This window comes from Silvibacterium bohemicum (assembly GCF_001006305.1).
Lineage (GTDB): Bacteria > Acidobacteriota > Terriglobia > Terriglobales > Acidobacteriaceae > Silvibacterium > Silvibacterium bohemicum.
Genome location: NZ_LBHJ01000020.1, coordinates 17,759 through 38,602 on the forward strand (window position 1 = coordinate 17,759; position 20,844 = coordinate 38,602).

Below are 20,844 nucleotides of genomic sequence, written 5' to 3' on the forward strand. Positions count from 1 at the left end.
GAAGTGAACCCCGCCCAACACTACGACCTGCGCGAAGGGGATAACGAACGCCGCAGCCAGGAGTGGCACTACTACATGCCTCCGCGGCATGAATAGTATCAGCCCGATCACGACGACTAGCGCGAGTGCTACTAGCGGATGCAAGATAGTGTGGCTTGCGCCCCCGCCGAATCTGATATTTGCTGGTTCCACGAATTAAATGATTGTTTTGTTTCTCAATCCAGCGGGCGGTATGAACACAACGGGTGAAACAGTTGCAGGCGACGCCCCTTCGGATGCGTTACCGTACTCTTTAAGAAGCGGCGATGGGTCTTGCACCCGCCGTCCTCCGTATTCAATTCGCCGAATGTGTCGCAACTTGAGCTCTCTCAGTCGCCGGGTGTAGATCGAGAGATTTAGTTTTGTGATTCTGACGCAGGTGGTTTGAATTGGCAGACAGCTTTTCCACACTCGTTTGATGTGGCTGCAGCATTCATAAAACTCTTTCGGCAACACCAGATATTGATGTGTGTTGTGAATGCAAAATGTCGAAACAGCGTAACTCTTCATGCCCCTCTGGGCAGCTCTCAGGCAAATGTCGGTTCCGTAGAAATGGAAATGAGGGAGTAAATCGTCAAACCGCAAGCCGGAAGACTTCCGCAGGATGAGCACAATTTCATCAAGAGTCTGAATCTCTATCGGTTGATCGAACGGTTCCCCAATTACACCGCGACCGGAGGAATATACGTGGCCCCAGCCACGTCCATCCTGAGCCTTTCCGTAGCTTCCCAGCACGCCCCAGTTCGGATCTAAGCTTTCCAACTGGCTCAGAGCATGCTCCAGCTGCGAAAGCCATGCCTCCGGTAATAAAATGTCCTGATGGCAAAAAACGATGAGATCGTTGGTAGCCTGATCAATTGCGTCGTTATAGGCCTTGGCTGCCGAGCTAAAGTTTTGCTGAGTGAGAACCTGATAGTCTCTTAATCGGCTCAAGCAGGGCGACGCTAAAAAATTGCGATCGAACAGTTCCCTATCGTTGACCGAAACCACAAATGTGATCGGCGTTATGGAGGGGTTCGGGCTCATTGATCCAATGACTGATGTAGCCTTGACACTCCTGGCGGGCTCTCGAGGAGCCCACCAGGGATTGTCAATACAACATCCCAACTACTGTGCAGTAACAGTGAGGTTCGTGGGAGGCGCCGGTTGATTGCCGACGAATTGATACGCTCCCACATTCCACGCCCCGCTTGCCGGCCGGGCATTGGCGGTAATTCCCGGGCAACTGACAGAGTGATTGCCGGAATTATAGGAGCAGCCGTTGGTGGTTCCGCTCAAGCAGGAACTCTGAGCTGTAGTATTGGTGAGGCCGCTGCAAAAATTGGCTTGGTTCGATCCCGCGCCAATCGTCGAAACGCCAGCTGACATCGGAGCATAATCATTCGCCGCGGTATAGCCCTGGCTCGCGGCCACAGTTGGCGTCATATAAACCGCGCCACTCTCTGAGAGTGTGTTCAGATCCCCGAATATTGAAGATGCTGTCCCGGTAGTCACCCAGTGATTATTCAGAGACGTTACCTTACCAATACCGCTACTGCTGCAGATAAGGCAGCCGGCATTTCCGACAACCCCCGTGGTGTTATAGACGGACAAGTTTCCGCCACCCGGCCCCCCAGCCTCGTTGAGATTGAAATAGTTCGAGCCGCCTGGCTGGTTGTCATGCGCGACGGTATTGAACATGTAATCAGTTTGTCCGCTCGGCGGGGAGAACAGGATGAGAGCTGAAAGAGCCTGATTGTATTCGGTCCCTATAAAACGGAAAACGTTATTGTAAAAAAGATTGGGATCACTTTGACCGTTGCTCGCCTCACCATAGCAAAAGTAAACGTCTGTGTGACTCGAACCATCGGTGACGTTATTTATGTACTCAAAGAGGGTGTCGTGAAGGACATGGCATGTATTTGAAACGCTTGTTCCTCCAACATGTCGGATTACGCTGTATTGAACGATGTAAGTATCTCCGCCCTGACCAAAGGGCTCTAGCGACAGGTCATCGGAGTCAGAGCCGTCAATGACCGTGTGGTCGATGGTGACACCGTAATTCTGGTTGTAGCCTTGGAGCGCAGTGCCTCCCGCCTGGGTTCCGGCATTAGTGTGTGTCCAGCCGTGCAGATAGACATTCGAGATGAGAACATCCATTCCATTGCCTGCAGCGGCGCCACCATATTTAAGCATGACGTTGTCGCCAAAGGCCGGCACGCTGTTCCAGCAGAATCCAGTGACTTCAACGTTGTCGAATTGCACGTGAGCAACACCGTTGAGGACAATCATCTGATCGCCGCCAGCGACGACATATGGACAACTTCCGACTGGACTGGTGCTCAGAGGATTGTCAGCAGTCATCACGGGGCGTATCCACGAACTTCCCGTAAACCAGGTCTGATCTACACCAACATAGATTCGGCTTGATGAAGATGACCCGCTCCACGTCCAGTTCCAGCCGCCTGCTCCGATATAGGGCGATGTCGAACTATTGCCGAAGTGCCAGGTGTCCCCACCTCTAAAGATGATTGAATCGCCAGCTGCGGGCGTGTAAGCGGCACAGGTATTGGAACAGTTTGGCATTCCAGGGGCGTGCAGCCAAGGTGCGGTTTTACTAATACCACTGTTAGAGTCACTGCCGTTAGCTGCGACGTAATATGTACTACCCAGCGCAAAGAAGGCCGGAAATAGAAGCCAGACAAGAATTCCAATCGATACATGAGATGTGCGCATGCGCAATTATCGCAACAGGCGAATCACAGGGTCAACGAAGGTCACTCGAACCTCGAATACTTTGGTACACCATGGTAACGATCTAACCGTGTAAAGTTTGGCTGGCGCCGCGTAAAATCTACATGAGTTACTTTTGCGAGGGAATCTAAACTACTCATTTCTCTCACTTCCCACTTTATCGACAATCGGTATAGATCGGCATATCTGTAACAGTTCCTGAATTGTGAATTCTCACTACAAAAGAAGCTTCTGAATGCCTCGCTGAACTACCGAGTGTCACTTGCGCTCCATTCTCTTCGAAGCATACCGAGTCGAACGTTAGCTCGCGTCTCTTTCGGAACCATTCGACAATTTCCTGTCCTGTTCCGAACCACACACGATATGTTCGAATTTCTTTGAGTAGTTCAATGTAGAAATCTCCCCACAGCCTCTCCGGCGACAAGCTTCTGGTATGCCAGTTCACCGTGAGTGTGCCACCTAGCCCCCTCATGGTACGAATGATGTCTTTGCATGCACTCAACGCTTCGTCTTCCGTCAGCTTCATCCGGTCCGAGTAGAACAGGGCCGAGTCCTGAATATTCATCGGAAGCTCGAGTAGATAGTCCGCGACCAAGGGACAGAAGACTTGCGTTGTGCCAGCACGAAAACCAATCGCATTGTTGTAACCAAAACTGGAGTCGTACGTGAACCCCGCGTCCTGCAAAGTTTTGGGGGAGCCTTCTTTCCAGTAAAGCCAGTGCATACGGGCTCCCAAGTCTGCCCGCCCTGTCACCTCAAAAAGCCGGCTCCGCTCCGCTCGAGCGCTTTCAATATCGCGCCAAGCATCAATCCCGTGAAGACCAATTTCACAACCGTCTTGCAGCAGTTTAGTGATCTCTTCTTTTGTCTCCGCAAGATCATACTTTGCTGCACGACGCTTGGGCGCAGAAGTTTCGCCCAAGGTACCGGCAACATCCTTGAATGGGAGAAAGAAGTATGTCGATCCACATTCCCTCTCGATTTCCGAATAACGATCGAATTCCAGCCAGAAATCTTTATTAGTGCCCAAGTGCACCAGCGGCAGAGACAGGGCAGCGAGCCAATTCCGCAGACATTTTGACCACGACAGCCGGCCGGTCAAAGTCTTTGCCAGCGAACCCATCGTGGAGCGGTAAAGGAACCCCCACATGGTGTGATCAAATTTGTGATCCCGCACGCCGACGAAGTCAACATCGTGCGTGAGACATCCCATGAAATCGTAGCCCTGGGGCACGGGCGGAACTTCGATATACGTGACTTCCAGACTGTCCATAATTGCCTGGAGCAGCGAAATATGAAGATCCAGAGTGGGGATTTGTGCGTTTTCAGCAGGTTGACCCTGGGATAGTAAGAAAGCAACTTCACTGAATAGATCAAAGCCGATGCGGACCGTGGGCCGTTCCGATCCTCCGACCATTCCCCCAACGATGTCCGATGTTCGCCTGCGTCGTATGAGAGGTCGACCACTCAGCTGAAGAATCGAGAAATCTCCATACACCGGGATTTCTATATCCTGCCATTCCAACCAGCCACCTTTTTGGGGTGATGCGACTACGATGCCCATCTGGCCGTCGGTTTCGATGGCGTGTGACTGATAGATCACCATCGCGTTGGCGTGAATGTCTTCAGGTAATTCGTCCTGCGTCGCAATCAGAAGGTCATATTTCTTGCGTGGGGTGTAGAACTCCCACGGTGTCTTAAATAACTGAAAAAACTCCTGGACCGTCCGTGCTTCACTGTCCCTTGACAGTACACCGATCACTGGACACAACTCAGATAGCTGGCTTTCACAGCCGGCGCCACGATAGCGGGACCGCAGACTTCCGCCAGAGTTGTAGCGGGGGATTGATCGACGAACGTTCGAAACCATAGTTCGAGGACCACAAGTGAAAATATCTCCTTGCTGTAGTCGCTGCCGCTTGAGTTGCGCTGAATAAGCTCTTCTACGGTACGCTGCTGAAAATAACCTCTGCAGAGGGTCCGAGGATCCATCAATATTTCGTTAACCCAGCCTTGAAGACCACTTCGCAACCACGCTCTATAGGGAACCGGGAAGCCAGCTTTCGGTCTATTGAGTATTTCTTCGGGTACGCGGCCTCTCAACGCTTTCTTTGCAAGATACTTCGTTATTCCTCGGCGGACTTTCATATTACGCGGCAATCGCGCAGCAAACTCCAGTACCTTATGATCTAGCAATGGAACGCGAAGCTCTACAGAGTTCGCCATCGTCATCTTGTCGGCTTTGACTAATAAGTCGTCCGGCAACCATGAATGGGTGTCGATGTACAGCATTTTATTCAGAACGTTGTAATCGCGTGTCCTCGACATATATTTTCGAGTCGCGCCTAACGAGTGTTCCACATTTATGTGCCGGAGCATCTCTTCGGAATACAGCCTGGATCGTTCCCGAGGAAAGAATTCAAAGGGCGATGAGGTGCGGCCCAAGTAGTAATCGGCAAATGGAACGCTCATTCTGCATCCATATTTAGTGAGCACCCGGGAGTTCGCAGCCTTCCCCAGCGACTCCATGCCCGTCCCAACCGGTCTTTGAAGCGGCCCGAACGCGGCTTTTATATGCTCGAACCAAAAAATATTGCGATAATTCTCGTATCCACCGAATGCTTCGTCGCCGCCCTCACCGGATATAAGAACTTTCACGTGCTGGCTCGCTAACTTGGAGATGTAATTGAGGGCAATTGCCGGAGGCTCGCATACCGGTTCCTCCATGTGCCAAACATAGCCCGGGAGGAATGTGGCAAAGTCCTCCTGCGATATTGACAGTTCGAAGTGCTTTGAACCATATCTCTCAGCTGCCAGCTTCGCGTAGGGGCGTTCGTCTACTACGCCGTCAGACGAAAAACCAATTGTGAACGTGCTGATCGGCTTGTCTGTTTTCTGAGCTGCGAAGCTCAGCAGCGCGGTTGAATCCAGACCTCCGCTCAACAAAAACCCTACCGGAACATCGCTAATCATATGAAGCTGTACCGTCTCATCCAGTAGACAGAGAAGCTGCTCTTCCATGTCGCGCCCGGACTGCCGATGATCCGATCTGGAGAAATCGAGATCCCAATAACGCCGAATTTCAAACTTGCCGTTCTTTGCGAGGAGGGTGTGACCCGGCTCAAGCTTATATAAATTTCTTAGGAGCGTCTCCCCGCCCGGCATGTAGTAATAAGTCAGAAAACGATCGATTAACTCTGGCGCAACTTCACGAGGTATCGCAGAATCTGCGAGTATTGCCTTGATCTCCGAACCAAACGCGAGAAACCTCTTGTTCGCATAATAATAAAGCGGTTTGATCCCGACTCTATCTCGCGCCAGAAATAGAGACCGCTCTTGCGCATCCCATATTGCGAATGCAAACATTCCTCGAAGGTGATGAACACAGTCGGCTCCGTATTCCTCATACAGATGCACAATTACTTCTGTATCCGATTTTGTTTTGAAATCATGGCCTTTGGCCATCAGCTCGCGACGAAGGGCCAGGTAGTTGTAAATCTCGCCGTTGAAAACGATCCAGATGGTTCCATCTTCATTTGAGAGAGGCTGATGACCGCCGCTCAGATCGATGATCGAAAGCCGCCGAAACCCCAGACCAATCTGCCCCAACACATAAAACCCATCGTCGTCCGGGCCGCGGTGGACAAGAGCGTCTGCCATATCCTTAATAAGGACGTTGGAAACAGACTCCTCGCGATCGAACATAAACTTACCGCAGATGCCACACATAGAGTTGACCTGCTTCGTATAACCCGGCTGATATTTAAAAAAAGTCTCGATAGCTATGCGCTACCTCGGCTGTTCACGCCATCCTTCAGCGGCTGCTTTCGTTAGATTCCAAGATCCTAAAGTAGAAATGCGCCCGTGCTATTTCCAGCTACCTTCAAGAAAGAGCATTCGTCTGATCTGTTGGTTTCTGATATAGCGAACCAGATCCTTATTCCCGATTCTGACGGCTTTGCCTGCATAACCCGAGAGATACCCATAGGCATGAGCGAAGGATCTGACTCCGTATGGCTTTTGCAACAGCCGCTTCGCGCATTTGGCCACGATGAACGCCGGGTGATAGCCAGATACGTAGTCGGCCCGCCCGTTTTTCACGCTATCGTTCCAAGCCCCAGCGGCGGCACCGTTGGGGCGATTGTGGATCGCCTTCAGGTCCGAGAAACTCTTTGTGTGCCAGCCCAGCATGTTGGCGTGTATCTCGTCCACGGTGTCCCAGCCGGGGCTCTTGATCAGGCCTCCAATGTTATTCCAGCAGGACCGACGGTAGAATTTTAGTGCTCCTCGAACATGATTTTCTGGATGCCGGTCCAGCTTTAATTGGCCATCATCTTCGCAATACAAGACACCGCCGCAGAGACCTAGTTTCGCGTCTTCTGTGAATCGCCGAAGGCATGTCTCGAAATACTCCGGCTCCAAAATCACATCACCATCGAGCTTGCCAATGAACTCCCAGTCCTCGGACCGAAGACGTTCATAACCGGAATAGAACGCCTCCATTACGCCAGCTCCCGCCAGCCTGTGTCCCCGATCCGTCCGATGGAGCGCAACGATCCACGGATACCGTAGGGCGTATTCATCAATGATTCTTCCTGTGTCATCGCGTGAACCGTCGTCGATAATGATCCACTCCGCCGGCCGGACCGTCTGGCTGACTACGGAATCAATCGTCTTGGCGATGTATGCCTCCTCATCCCGAACTGGCGAGATAAGGACATATTTTTTGACTACACACGGGGACATTGCAGCATCTTCGTATGCAACGGAATCGGTTCGAGAGACGGCGGTCGCTGTAGTCGGAGGGGGCGAAACCGTCATGCTACCTCGATGCGAATTGTCCATTGTGTAAACCGCTGAATCATCTTTTATACCGTGGTATGCGGCTATCGTTTCGCGGTACACCTGAAGCAGCCTCACGCCGGCCGCGGTCCATGTGATCTCGGGAATCGTCCGGACCGATGCCTCGCGCAACCTGTGAAGCAGCGCGCGGTCCTCGTGGAGCATGGAGATTTGTTGGCTCAGTGCGTCGACGTCCCCCACCCGATGCACAAGACCGTTATCCATGTGCCTACAGCTTTCCGTACATGCCTCGGAAGCTAGAGGGACACAACCACTGCCAATTGCCTCCGCAATCACGAGAGCATACCCCTCTTCGAGACTGGGAAGGACCAAGATATCGCTCTGCCTCATCAGTTCTGGCACATTATTTCTATGCCCCAGAACATGAACACTGGGATGTGAGAGCATCGATTTAAGCTTCTCGGCATATGCTGGCAAAAATTCTCCTGCGATTAGAAGCGTGCCTGTTTCAGAGGCAGATGATTTCAGCCATGCCTCCAGAGCATAGTGAACGCCTTTTCTCACAGCGCAAACGCCGACGAAAAGCATCGTCAACCCTTGCCGGGGTTCCCGCGGCTCACTACTGGGGTAATAAACTTTCTCATCGAACCCATACGTGTGGCGGGCTAACTGACCTGGCGAGAACCCTCGATCGAGGAAGGTTTTAGCCACGAACTCCGAAGGGCAGAGGAGGCGATCGGCGCGCCTAAACTCTTCCTCCTCGACCCTAAGTACATCTTCATTAAAAGCACTTTCGTGGCCGTTGGGCAGCGAAACACCAAGGCGCTCACATTCCCTCCTTACAACTTCATACGAAAAACGGGTGTGAGCATTGCATCTCTCGAGTACCGTAGGTATTCCAAAACTCTTCGCTGCCTCAATCGTTCGTAATGCGCCTTGAGGCCATGTATGGACGATGTCAATCTCGCTTGCCATGGCTTTTATCCGGCGAGATACGATGGAATCATGCAGCGCCATAGCACGTTTTGAGCCTATGAGCTTGTACGGTATCCGAAGTTTCCCTCGCGCAAGCGTTGTATGTACAGTCACACCATCCGGAACAGGCCTCAACAGACCGCCGGTGAAAACGGTGACTTCAGCGCCCGCGGCAGCCAATCCTATAACCTGCTGCCACGCGGTATAACAAATTCGCTGAGCGCCCAGCTTGTTTGGGAAGCTGTAAAGAACCCGAATCGTCTTTTTGTTTTTGTCCACGATCGAATGACTTTTTGAATGATGCGTTCGTAGCTCCCAATACCATCGGTGATAGCCACCCTGTGTAAAGTGAGCTTTATCTTTCAGCGACGCGACCGACTAACTTTATCTGCAATCGCGGCTCTTCACCACTTTCAACCAGGCGCATCGGATCCACGCGGCGCTGCCACTCGAATAGGCCGCGAAATACCTCAAGGCGTTTGCGCCCACCCTCTGTGGGATGCACCGCTTGTTTAACTCCGTAGCCGATCCGCCGGACGAAAGCGGCGACCAGCCCGATCCGCCGCGCCCGATGCAATCCACGCACTCCCGAATACTTGTAATGGTACAAATATCGTGTAACTTGGCCGTCGAGTACAAAGGCCAGCGCAGGAGCGCGGGATTTTGTCGACTGTCCCCCGAGGTGCGTAATAGTCGCGCTGGGGGTGTACAAAATTGAATGGCCTGTTTGCCAGATACGCTTGCACAGATCCTGATCTTCGTAGTAGTAGAAGAACTGTTCATCAAAGCCGTTGATGGCCTTGAGCAGGCTGCCACGCGCCAGAATAAAACACCCCGATATCCAATCAACTTTGCGCTCGGTTGTGCCATTCCACTCCGAATAATCGTTCGCTGTGAATGCTTTGCGCAAACGCCCTAGTCCATGCAGATAAAGAGCGGTGATCCATTCGTCTCGAAACGAGGCAAACGCTCGAGCCGACTGTTGATAAGACCCATCAGAATTCAAGACTCTGCAACCGAATGCCCCGGCTCCGGGGTGTTGGTCTGCAAATGTGATCATCCTGTCCAACGTACCGTCATGGATGATCGTGTCCGGATTGAGAATCAGAACATACTCTCCGCCGCTGGCCTGGATCCCGATATTATTGGCCTTCGAAAATCGTAAGTTGCGCCCATTCTCGATCACGCGCAGCATCGGGTAAGAAGAGCGAATGAATTCTATCGAGCCATCTGTCGAACCGTTGTCGGAAACAATCACTTCGAACTCAGTCGAGTGTGTGTTGGCAAAGATCGATCGAAGACAATCCTCGATCACACGGCGATCATTCCAACACAAAATGACGATAGATAGTTTCATATCGTGCCTAACTTTAACGCGCACTCAGGTGGCGGTCGCTGAGGTGCGACTCTTCGGGTATCAACCTCACCGGCACACTCGGAGATTCCAAAAGGTAACGACGGAGCCCTTCTTGCCAGGATCCGAAGCAATTAATGCCGTGAGCCTTCAGTGCGGCGTTTTTCAAAACAGAGTAGGTTGGACGCGGAACTTTCGCCGGGAATTCTTGCGGGTTGGCAATCTCTACCTGAGCCGGGAGACGAGCGATGGAAAAGATCTCACGCGCAAAGTCGTACCAAGTGCAGCTGCCCTCAGCAGTGGCATGGAAGAGTCCATAATCGCGCGTTCTACTGAGCAATACCATCTGCCGGACGAGTTCCGCAGTCGAGGTTGGAGTGACTTCTTCGCTGTTCACGACGTGAACCTTCCCGCGCTCTTTGCCAAGCTTGAGCATCAAGTCCACAAAATTGAGCCCACCTTTGCCTCTGCAGGGGCTCTTTCCATATAACCCGGAGGTGCGCAGTACAAAGTGTTTGTCGTGGGTCGAACGGACGAAGTATTCGCCGGCCAACTTTGTATTTCCATAAACGTTCAACGGCCGCGGAGCATCTTGTTCTTCATAGGGCATTCTTTTCTCCCCATCGAAAACATAGTCTGTGCTCACGTGCATGAGAACCGCATCGAGTTCGCGAGCTACGAAGGCGAGATTTCTGCTTCCCATGGCATTTATTGCGAAGGCCTTCTCCGGCTCTTGCTCGCAACGCTCGACATGGTGCATCGCCGCGGTATTCACGATGAGGTCCGGTTTCACTTCTTTGAGGCACGTCGATACCGAATCGGGCTCCATTAACTCGATGTTCGCATGCGTCAGAGAAGAGACTTCATCGCCCTGCTCAGCAAATGCGGCGACGACGTCACTTCCAAGCTGCCCGTCAGACCCGATGACTGCAACTTTCATTTTGCGGCTTCCATGGCATAAATCGCGATCCCGCTCTCCAGCGACCTGAAGGCCTGAATATTTGAGTAGAGTGGATCTTCCCAATCCTGAAACTTGTCCATATTGTCGATTAGGTTGAAGACAATGGACTTTACATCGCAGGCTGGATGGAAACTCAAGACGTTTTTCGCTTTCTCGGTGCTGACCTTATAGTTGCGGAAGTCTTGAATGTGCTTGATGCATAGATTGATTCGCTTCCCGAGGCGCTCTTCGATCGCATTCTTCACCAGATCGCCAATCTCGCCAACGGTGTAGTTGCCCGAAGCAATGTTGAATACTCCGGAGATCCTGTAGTTTGTCTCGATCGCACGAATGTACCCGGTAGCAGCGTCGTCGATACTGAGAATAGGCCTCCAGATCGACGGGTTATTCACGGTGATGGTATTGTCACGAAGAGCGGTCTTGAACATGGTGTTGATGATGAGGTCAAGTCGCATACGGGGACTGTATCCAGAGATGGTTCCCTTGCGCAGAGAAATCACCGAGAATTCGTCATCGGCAAGTTGCAGGGCAGCCTGCTCACCCTGAAGCTTGGAGATACCATATGGATAGGTTGAGCCGACACAACGCGTCTCATCGTAGAGCTCATTCTCCGTGTAGCCATACACGGAACATGAGGAAGCGTAGATATAACGCTTCACCTTTGCGAGCTTTGCCATGTATGCCAAGTAAGCCGGCGCGGCAGCGTTGAAGATGAAATTCTTGCTCGGCGAGTACTCGGCCATCGGATCGTTCGAGAGCCCCGCCAGAAACACAACTTGGTCATAGGGCTCCAAGTCTTCCACGTTAAGCTGGAAGAGATCTATATTTAGAACCCCGACCTGGCGGGGAAGGTGATTGCCGAACCAAAACAGATCCACCACATCGACCTTGTACCCGCGGTCGAGCAATCTGGGGATGAGGACGCTGCCTACGTATCCCGCTCCTCCAACGATGAGTATCTTCACTGTCTTCCTCCCAGCAATGCGGGCTCGATGTTTGGCTCAAAGGAAAAATTCGCAGATTCATCCGATGCTAGCCACTGGGCTAATGTTCGAGCTTTTCGATCCTTATCGGAAAGTTGCACATCGGCTAACGGCCACTCAATGCCAATCTCAGGATCGTTCCACAGAATTCCAGACTCTGCGCGGCTGTTATAGATGCCGGTGCATTTGTACTGTATTTCCGCTACGTCGGAGAGGGCGCAGAAGCCGCGTGCGAAGCCGGCAGGGGCCCACACTTGACGTCTGTTTTCGTCCGATGCCACCACACCGACCCATTCGCCGAGTGTGGGTGAGCCTTTGCGAATGTCGACCGCCACGAGAAAAGCACTGCCTGAAGTGACGCGCATCACCTTTCCCATCGGGGGACCCCACTGAAAATGTAGACCTCTCACCACTCCTCTTTCAGATCGAGAGTGATTGTCCTGCACGAATTCGGTGGGCAGGCCGAGTGCGCTGAATTGATCAGCGCGGAACGTCTCAGAGAAAAACCCGCGATTGTCCCTGAAGACCTCAGGCACAATAACAACTACATCCTGTAAATGTCTCGACTCAGCTGCTATCTGCATGTCTTTAGGCTTGCGCTCCGTTTAATTTACGCTTGGACAGAAGGTTGCTCACGCCGTTCACGACGCCTTGCCGTTCCTTTGACCATGTATGATCCAGATAAACCTGTTGCCCGCGTTCGGTTGTTGTGACTACCTCTGCAGGATGGGCGACCACATATTCAATCTGCTGGGCAAGCTGCTCCGCGTTGCCGGGTTCAAAGAAGAGAAGAGAATTTGGCGGAAAGTAATCTTCGATGCCTGGGGTGCAAGGCGCGATGACAGGCTTGCCTAGGGTCAGGTATTCAAAAATGCGGGTGGGAGTATTGATTTCGGTGAATGCACTTCGATGATTCGGAATAACTCCCACATCGCAATCTTCAATTTCTAATATCAGTTCTTCCAGTTTCTTGGGTCCGAGATAGCAGACCTTCAGGTTCTTACTTCGCGCCGTCTCCATCATGCGATCAAGGAACGGTGTGGCATGGCCGCAAATCCGGAGCTCGATGTTGGGATTAGTTTTCTGTACCCGCGCTAGAGCATCCATCGCCAAGTCCAGACCATTTCGTTCCACCAATGATCCGTGATACATGACGACAAAAGACTTGTCCTTCAACTTCGCCGAGGTCCGCGAGCGTGCCGCGCGGAATGGGAATATTTTCTCATCGGGAGAATTCATCACGACTTCGATCTTTTCGGCATTGCAGCTGCGCGATGAGAAGAGCCGCTTGCAGGCGATATTGGGTGTGAGCACCAGATTCGCACATGCCTGACTCCACTTCTCGAGCTTTCTCAACATTCGAACGCTGCGGGTTTGAGGACCCGCGTTATAGATTGTCATCATAAGCTCGGGCATGGGGTCGTGCATGTCGAGGATGACTTTCGCGCCCAGAGCACGAGGTATCAACGAGCACAGCACTAAGATGTCGGGCATGTTGTGAACATAGACCAGATCGTACCCGCGGGTAAATGAGCGCCAGCCAAATACGAGCGACGAGAATGCAATAAACCGAGCATATCGAAATGCGTATTTTAATTTTCCGCCGCGATCTTCTTTATTGACCCGAACCCGAGTCACGTCAATATTCGCTTGTCGCTCCCTCTTTGGGGTGGCTTTGTTCCCCAGACAAATTAGATCCACCATCATGCCCTCTGAAACGAGCGCATCAATGGCACGGCGCGGCCTTGGATCAAATGGGTAAGGCGAAAAAGTTACCATTGCCGTTCGCTTCCCATCAAACATTCGGCTGCCGATTGCGGCCGGACGTGGAGCCTGGGACGAAGTATTCACTAGCTGCGTCGCTGTACATGAAGTAGTCATCAATATCCGTCTCCCGTCGACGTTTTAGGACTTGACTGCCGACATGTCGGCACCGACGGCTTCCGCAATGTCATCACTGGCCGAGCCCGGTGGCCAATCCGACTGAACGCGCAGCCCTTTGCGAGCCTCACGCTGAATCTTCTTTTGATTCGAATCTTCAATTGCATTGAGGATCACCGAATCATCGAACTTACGCAGAATCTCAATGTTTGGCCTGACACAGTGACCGCCGATAACTCCTGGGAAGTATTTAATCGGAGGAAAGAATTTGACTTCTTCGTAGAACGAAACAATTTCCTCATAATCCGCGCCGGATTGATCGCAGTATCTTTCGAGCTCCTGAGCCCAGGCGATCATCAAACCGAAGTATGTTGTCTCAGTGAGCTTTGCGAGTTCGGTTGCTTCGGGAGAAGACAGAATCCTCGTTTTCAGACCCAGGGACTCAAAGTGTTCCGCGGCTTGGTGCCCGATCAAAGGTTCACTCGCTCCTATAAACTTGGTGTACTCACCAAGCTCTTCGAGCATGCGTGCATGTTTTCCCCGCACTGGACTGTTTACAACTGCAGCTCCGGCCTGCTCGGCGATCGATCTTGTTGTACCGACCCCGACAGTGCTGTTTATGATCGTCACTTTCGGTTTAAACAGCTGCATATAGCGAATGGTCTCGCCGATGAAATCCTTGATCTGAAACGGATAACAAATATGGAGGAAATCAACTCTTTCGATCGCTCCAAGTCGAGACGCCACATCCACACCAACGGTGTGGTGGTGTCTGGAAATGAGATCGAAGAGCGGCTTCCCCACTTCTCCGAGCCCTACAACAACTATGTTGTTTGTTGGCTTTGCGGACATCAAGCCCCCTTGTGATCGCGATTGTCAATGCACAGGTGACACCATCGTGCGGGAAACCAGACTGACGGCTCGCGTAGATATTGTTTCGTTCTTGCCGATGCCGCGGACTTTATTCTGCGCCGCCAGATCAGTTTTATGGGGCCTGCCCTGCCTGCACCATTGAGTATTCTTTGTCTTCGGCTTGAATGCCGGCGGTCACGGACGTAAACGCGCATATCTCCTCGACCACTCTCGTCTGCTGCTCGGGCAAAAGCTGTGGGAACATCGGCAAAGAGACGATTTCGACAGCTGCTCGCTCGGCCACGGGAAAGTCTCTGAGACGGTAGTGGAGCGAGGCGTAAGCTTTCTGCAAATGCAGGGGAATTGGATAGTGAATTCCCGTGCCGATGTTCGCCTTCTTCAAGTGGTCCATCATGCCGTCCCGATCATCGGTGCGGATTACATAGAGGTGAAACACAGAACGAGACCATGCCGGCTCATACGGAGGAATCACCGACTCATTCCTCGCCAGCAGGCAGTTGTATTCGAGTGCCCTTTCCCGGCGCTGTGTGTTCCACTTCGCCAGATGAGCCAGCTTCGCATGCAGAAGCCCGGCTTGAATCGCATCTAGCCGACCGTTGTAGCCTTCGACATCATGGTGGTACTTCTTCGCCTGACCGTGATCGCGCAGCATTTTGACTCTGTCGGCAATGCATGCATCATTCGTGGTGACTGCCCCGGCTTCGCCGCATGCTCCCAAGTTCTTTCCCGGATAGAAGCTGAAGGCGGCGGCGCGTCCCATAGTCCCGGCCTTCATCCAGCGATTGAGCCTACCGGAGAAGTACTCGGCGCCGTGTGCTTGACACGCATCCTCAATCACCGTCAGGCCATACTCGTCAGCAAGCCTCAAAATGGGATCCATGTCTGCCATCTGTCCGTAGAGGTGCACTGGGACCAGACCGGTCACCGGACGCCCACTACGCAGACTGATGAGCCTACCGGACGGACCCCGCGTGCACTGCTCTTCCAGAAATCGCTGCAGCATCACGACTGACATGTTGTAGGTGTGCTCGTCGATATCTACGAATTCTGGCAGGGCCCCTGCTTGCGAGATGGCCTCTGTCGTGGCGATAAAGGTGTGGGGAACGGTCAGCACCACATCGCCGGGCTGAATTCCACAAGCCATGATGGCAAGGCGTAATGCATCTGTACCGCTACCAACTGCGATACATTCGCTCGCGTCACAGAAAGATGCAAACGCCTTCTCAAACTCTTCCACCATTGGACCGCCGATGAAGCCGGCAGTCAGAAGGGCTTTGCGAAACACGCCAGTAAGTTCTTTCTCTAACTCGATGTGTGGAGCAGCCAGATCGAGAAAAGGAATGCTGTCAGAGATGTTATTGGGCATGTACATTGTGACCTTCTAAAGTCCGATTTATGTAACGTAGAATCTTAGCCGGATTTCCAGCCACGATAGAGTCAGCCGGGACATCTTTGGTGACAACGCTACCAGCGCCTACGATCGCATTTTCACCGATGCTGGTATTCGAGAGAATAGTTACTCCAGAGCCGACGGAGGCGCCTTTCCTTATGAAGGTACGTTCGACTTTCCAGTCAGATTCGGTTTGTAGATCTCCATCGAGAGCGGTCGCGCGGGGATAGCTGTCATTGGTGAACGTCACTCCGTGCCCAATGAATACATTGTCTTCTATGACTACACCTTCACAGACAAATGTATGGCTGGATATCTTGCAACATTTTCCGACGCTCGCGTTTTTTTGGATCTCGACGAATGCACCTATCTTCGTGCCGTCCCCGATTTCGCATCCATATAAGTTGACAAACTTTGACAGACGGACATTTGCGCCAAGCTTTACGTCGTCCGAAATGCAGTTATACGAGTTCATAGATAGACTAACGACCCTCTCTGGTTTAACGATTCGTTCGCCGCCTCCAGCATTTTGACGACGCGCAGTCCAGCACACCCGTCGTTAAGCGGATCTTGTCCGCTCGAGATGCAATCCACGAAGTACGACAACTCCTGGCGGAGGGCCTCGATTTGCTCCAGTTGCGGGGCCCACATATCTCCGGAGCGATAGTTCACCAGCAGCTCGTAGACTCCTTCGCGGTTGGTGATGTTCACTCCTTTGTCGTATACCTTCACCTTCTCGTCGGCTTCGAGATCGTTCCAAACCAACATTCGCTTTTCTCCGCCAATGAGTGTTGTCCGGACCTTGACAGGTGAGAGCCAATTGACATTGATATGCGCGATGACTTTCTCCGGGAAGTAGAGCGTCATGAACGCCACGTCCTCGTGCCCGTTCAGATGCTTTTGCCCGGTCGCGACAACTGCCTCCGGACTTGCCTTAATGAGGTGATCCATGATCGACAGATCGTGCGGGGCGAGATCCCAGAGAACGTTAATGTCGTGTTGAAAAAGGCCTAAATTCACGCGCGTGGAGTCGTAATAATAGAGCTTGCCGAGAGTGCCTTCTTCGAGCAGTTGGCAGATTTTCTTGACGGCGCCGGTGAACAGGAAAGTATGGTCCACCATGATCTTCAGATTTTTCTGCTGAGCAAGAGCGATTAGTTCTTCCCCCTGCGCGCCATTGGCAGTGAATGGCTTCTCCACGAAAACATGCTTGCCATTATGCAAAGCAGCTTTTGCTAATTCGTAGTGCGTCCAAACTGGAGTGACGACCGCGATAGCATCGATCTCGGCAGACGTAATTACATCGGACACGTCTGCGGTGACCTTGATTCCGGGATAAGCCTTCGATGCGCGCTTACGCGCTGCTGCGCTCATTTCCGCGATAGCGAGGACCTGGGAGCCATCGAGGCTCATAAGGTTTCTTACAACGTTTGGCCCCCAGTAGCCGTAACCAATAACGCCGAAATTCACGATATTTACCGCCCTTTGACGCAGTGCTGATTGCGAAGATTGATTGGATTCGGGGAGTCGGGATTAGCTTAGAGAGAAGAGAATGTAGTAATCGCAGAGGCGACGAGTTAGAGGCATGCCGGTTTCAGCAGGCTCCCGCGCCCCTAAGTACAGCGCGTGGAGTCTGTATGAGGATATTGATATCCAGCCATGGAGACCAGGATCGAGCATATTGAAGATCCAGGCGTACCATTTCGTCGAATCTGACCCGGCTGCGGCCGTTAACTTGCCACAACCCGGTGATACCGGGTTTAACTTCCAATACTCGTCGACGGTGCCACGTCTGATAGGCTGCTACTTCATAGGGAATCGCGGGGCGGGGTCCAACTAGCGACATATCCCCTTTGAGGACATTCACTAGCTGTGGCAGTTCATCCAAGCTAGTCCTCCGCAGAAATTTCCCTACTTGCGTGATCCGGCGATCGCTGGAGAGCTTATATACACCTTCCCCATCCCTACCCGATGCCTGGCGCTCCGCCAAACCAGCAATCAATTTCATTACATATTCTTTGTGGATGCTCGGATCGTTGTCCACCTGCATCGATCTGAATTTCAGAAATGTGAAACGCTGGCCAAATTGCCCGACTCGTTGTTGCCGAAAAAATATAGGACCTCTCGAGGAAGCCTTAATTGCAAAGGCGGCCATGACGAATAATGGAAGGGAAATGAGGATTGCCACAGAACTACCCACTATGTCCATGATCCGCTTTATATCTAACAAAGATCTCTTATTCCTGTTACGGCTCGAAAGATCGGGATACAAAACCGGGTTAATGAGGCGGCCAGAAGTATCGTGATCCCAATCGTCAGGGAAAAAATGAAATGAGATGCTGACCTGATTGAACTGCTCGAATGGCAGGCTGTCGCGCAGTTTGGCGCTCACTCTGGTCAGGATCGTACCCAAAATCGAGTTCTGATCGTCGGGAGCGAGGCCTGTAAAAATCTGGCCAACGGTGATCCGCTCCTCGTACCAGCCGATCACGTCAGTCTCTCTGGTGGATGAGAGCAGGGTTGGCACGATGCTATCCAGCGCCTTGCGATTCTTCTCCGCATTTTGATGATTGCCAATGTCCAGCAACATCAGTACAAAGGGTTTTCGGGAACGCTCGGTCCTTTTGCGCTCGATGGCTATCATTCGCCGGAAGGCCTCTTCTTTAAGGACCTCGCGCTCATCGTCCGATATTGACTCGAATATAGGAGTGGTGACGCCTGGACCACCGCCTGAGCTTCGTGAAGTCACAACCCCTCCTCCTGTGCCGCTGACCTTTTCCAGAGCAGAGCCAAGCATTTAACTGCGTTTTATCTCTGATCAAATGATCGGCGTGACGCCGAGTATTACCCTTTGGCAGACAACTAACTTGATTGAATCGTTACCTTATCGCGCCCATCCGGCAGTGATGCCGACGGTGAACGGTAATAGTAATAATCATTACGAGCTGCGCTTTTGGAGACGTTCAACAGAGCACCGATCAGCTTTTTGGGCTCGAGCGCCTCAAGTCCTCTTTGCAATTGCCGCTTCTCGGTGGTTCCCTGACGCGCCACTAAGAGAATCCCGTCAGCCACGCGCATCCAGACACTCGTGTCGGCCAAGGGCAATATTGGAGGTGAATCGATGATTACCCAATCGAACAATTCCGCCACCTGGCTCATAATTGCAGAGAGAGTTCCTGACTGTAGAAGCTCAAGCGGGTTCTCAGGACTGCTGCCTGCCGGCAGAATCCATAAGTTCGGGTCTTCCAGATGGTAAATACTCGAGATTAAATCGCCCTCCCCGAATAACCATTCACAGATTCCTTGCTTCTTTCCGAGTCCGAACATTTGCGACAAAGATGGGCGCCGCACATCACCTTCCACCAGCAAGATCTTTTGTTGTGCTTTGCGCGCGAGAGTACAGGCCAGATTCGCTGCGACCGTACTTTTTCCCTCCTGCGGGATTGTGCTCGTAATGAGCACCTTCTTCAGGGGTCTTTCCTTTCGGAGGTGCTGCAAGCGGACTCCCAAGAAGCGGAAGTTCTCCGCCGCGACGCTATCACTATCCGTAATGCACGCAAGTCGATTCTTGACAGGAACCACGACCTGAAGAGACTTGAACTGGGCGAACGGATTCGGGCGTTTGAAAACAGGAGATGTTTCGACTGCTACATGAGTCTCATCTGCCGTCGCTGACGACAGCATTGCCCGCTGCGAAGGCAAGGTGTCATGCTCCGCGGACTTCCCGGCGTAGGGCTTCTCGCGTACCGTAGTTCCCTTTTCCGAAACTGCATAACGCTCTGCAATCTGCAGCACCTCTGTTGCCGTCGCGAGCCCTGACAGACCGGACCCATCGCGTTCTGCTTCCGATCTTTGTAGTGCATCAAAAAGATGGCTCATGTTTGCTCACGTGAACAGATAGAGGAGCGCCTGGCTCTGATTCGGTCGCGGTAGGTCTCAACAGTGAAGAATAGAGATCGGGCAGGACGCTTGTAGCTTGCTGAATGTCTTTTCCATGGCGACCGTCGAACCGTTCGGTCTCCGGCCAAGGGAGCACATTGAGGCGAAACTCCCTCGCCACATCCTCTATGATGTCCGGAGTTACAATCCGAATTTGTCTTGCGTAAGCGCTAATAAGCGCGTTTTCACAAATGGTGTTGATCAGGCGGGGAAAACCTCTTGAGTGAAAATGGATATCCGATATAGCTTGCGGAGAAAACAAGGTGTTTGCTCGAGAATTCAAACCCGCGATTTGAAGACGCCGCTCGATATATCCTTCGGTCTCATCTTCATCCAGCGGCCCCAGCCTTGCGCGAAGCGCGATTCTCTGCTTCAGCTGCCTCAGACCAATCGAGTCCAATTTCTCATCAAGTTCTGGCTGGCCGACTAAAACGACCTGGAGCAGCTTGTCTTCGGTCGTCTCGAGATTTGTCAGAAGGCGGATCTCTTCAAGAAGGTCCGCGGACAAGTGATGCGCTTCGTCTACAACCAGCACTGTGGTCAAATTCTTCGACCCTTGCGAGATTACGAACTGCCCCAAATCAAGCAAAAGCTCGCCTTTGTTTTTACCGGACACGGGTCGACCAAAATCGGAGAGTACATATTGCAGAAATTCGGTCGGAGACAGCAGGCTGTTGAACACATAGGCATAGGTGACATCTTTGCTTTGCTTCAACAGGCGAAGCAGGCATCGAAGCATCAGGGTCTTTCCTGTGCCTACCTCGCCGGTCACTACGACAAATCCCTTATGCCGCCGAACACCATAGTAAAGTGCAGCGAGGGCCTCGTTGTGGCGCTGGGTCGAGAAGAGAAACTCGGGATCCGGCGTGAGCTCGAATGGGTTACGCGCGAGATTGAAGAAAGCCTTATACAT

17 protein-coding genes are annotated in these 20,844 nt (G+C 52.3%); all 17 read right to left on the bottom strand.

Going from position 1 to position 20,844, the window contains the following annotated elements:
- Window positions 1-195 precede the first annotated feature (195 nt).
- Window positions 196-1,065 carry a glycosyltransferase gene (locus tag XX99_RS23295; RefSeq protein WP_050061829.1) on the bottom strand — a complete coding sequence of 290 codons (870 nt, stop codon included), beginning with the start codon at window positions 1,063-1,065 and terminating at the stop codon, window positions 196-198.
- 81 nt (window positions 1,066-1,146) lie between these two features.
- On the bottom strand, window positions 1,147-2,382 hold the full coding sequence (locus XX99_RS23300) for an SGNH/GDSL hydrolase family protein (RefSeq protein ID WP_050061830.1): 1,236 nt from the start codon (window positions 2,380-2,382) through the stop codon (window positions 1,147-1,149).
- A 547-nt stretch (window positions 2,383-2,929) separates the two neighbouring features.
- Window positions 2,930-4,534 (bottom strand): polysaccharide deacetylase family protein, encoded by a 1,605-nt coding sequence (locus XX99_RS23305; protein WP_050061831.1) that lies wholly within the window; start codon window positions 4,532-4,534, stop codon window positions 2,930-2,932.
- The gene (gene asnB, locus XX99_RS23310) at window positions 4,531-6,501 is read right to left on the bottom strand and encodes an asparagine synthase (glutamine-hydrolyzing) (RefSeq protein ID WP_082125896.1); all 1,971 of its coding nucleotides are present in this window, start codon (window positions 6,499-6,501) and stop codon (window positions 4,531-4,533) included. The genes XX99_RS23305 and asnB overlap by 4 nt, the downstream gene beginning before the upstream one ends.
- A 138-nt stretch (window positions 6,502-6,639) precedes the next feature.
- On the bottom strand, window positions 6,640-8,829 hold the full coding sequence (locus XX99_RS26940; RefSeq protein WP_082125897.1) for a glycosyltransferase: 2,190 nt from the start codon (window positions 8,827-8,829) through the stop codon (window positions 6,640-6,642).
- A 76-nt stretch (window positions 8,830-8,905) separates the two neighbouring features.
- Window positions 8,906-9,907, bottom strand: coding sequence for a glycosyltransferase family 2 protein (locus XX99_RS23320; RefSeq protein WP_082125898.1), 1,002 nt, complete (start codon window positions 9,905-9,907; stop codon window positions 8,906-8,908).
- 13 nt (window positions 9,908-9,920) lie between these two features.
- Window positions 9,921-10,844: a dTDP-4-dehydrorhamnose reductase gene (rfbD, locus tag XX99_RS23325; RefSeq protein ID WP_050061833.1), complete on the bottom strand. Its 924-nt coding sequence runs from the start codon at window positions 10,842-10,844 to the stop codon at window positions 9,921-9,923.
- Complete coding sequence (locus tag XX99_RS23330) at window positions 10,841-11,830, bottom strand: NAD-dependent epimerase/dehydratase family protein (RefSeq protein WP_050061834.1); 990 nt, start codon at window positions 11,828-11,830, stop codon at window positions 10,841-10,843. The genes rfbD and XX99_RS23330 overlap by 4 nt, the downstream gene beginning before the upstream one ends.
- The gene (gene rfbC / locus XX99_RS23335; RefSeq protein WP_050061835.1) at window positions 11,827-12,432 is read right to left on the bottom strand and encodes a dTDP-4-dehydrorhamnose 3,5-epimerase; all 606 of its coding nucleotides are present in this window, start codon (window positions 12,430-12,432) and stop codon (window positions 11,827-11,829) included. Before rfbC ends, XX99_RS23330 begins: the two co-directional genes overlap by 4 nt.
- 4 nt (window positions 12,433-12,436) lie before the next feature.
- Entirely contained in the window at window positions 12,437-13,627 is a 1,191-nt protein-coding gene (locus XX99_RS23340) for a glycosyltransferase family 4 protein (RefSeq protein WP_050061836.1), read from the bottom strand.
- A gap of 126 nt (window positions 13,628-13,753) precedes the next feature.
- A complete protein-coding gene (locus tag XX99_RS23345; protein ID WP_050061837.1) occupies window positions 13,754-14,533 on the bottom strand; it encodes a Rossmann-fold NAD(P)-binding domain-containing protein in 780 nt (259 codons plus the stop codon).
- Window positions 14,534-14,714: 181 nt separating this feature from the next.
- Complete coding sequence (locus XX99_RS23350; protein WP_050061838.1) at window positions 14,715-15,974, bottom strand: DegT/DnrJ/EryC1/StrS family aminotransferase; 1,260 nt, start codon at window positions 15,972-15,974, stop codon at window positions 14,715-14,717.
- Entirely contained in the window at window positions 15,958-16,467 is a 510-nt protein-coding gene (locus XX99_RS23355) for an acyltransferase (RefSeq protein ID WP_050061839.1), read from the bottom strand. The genes XX99_RS23350 and XX99_RS23355 overlap by 17 nt, the downstream gene beginning before the upstream one ends.
- Window positions 16,464-17,462 (bottom strand): Gfo/Idh/MocA family protein, encoded by a 999-nt coding sequence (locus tag XX99_RS23360; protein WP_156186179.1) that lies wholly within the window; start codon window positions 17,460-17,462, stop codon window positions 16,464-16,466. Before XX99_RS23360 ends, XX99_RS23355 begins: the two co-directional genes overlap by 4 nt.
- A 124-nt stretch (window positions 17,463-17,586) precedes the next feature.
- A complete protein-coding gene (locus XX99_RS27865) occupies window positions 17,587-18,789 on the bottom strand; it encodes a sugar transferase (protein WP_050061841.1) in 1,203 nt (400 codons plus the stop codon).
- 65 nt (window positions 18,790-18,854) lie between these two features.
- The gene (locus tag XX99_RS23370; protein ID WP_050061842.1) at window positions 18,855-19,871 is read right to left on the bottom strand and encodes a CpsD/CapB family tyrosine-protein kinase; all 1,017 of its coding nucleotides are present in this window, start codon (window positions 19,869-19,871) and stop codon (window positions 18,855-18,857) included.
- On the bottom strand, window positions 19,855-20,844 hold the full coding sequence (locus XX99_RS23375; protein ID WP_050061843.1) for an ExeA family protein: 990 nt from the start codon (window positions 20,842-20,844) through the stop codon (window positions 19,855-19,857). Before XX99_RS23375 ends, XX99_RS23370 begins: the two co-directional genes overlap by 17 nt.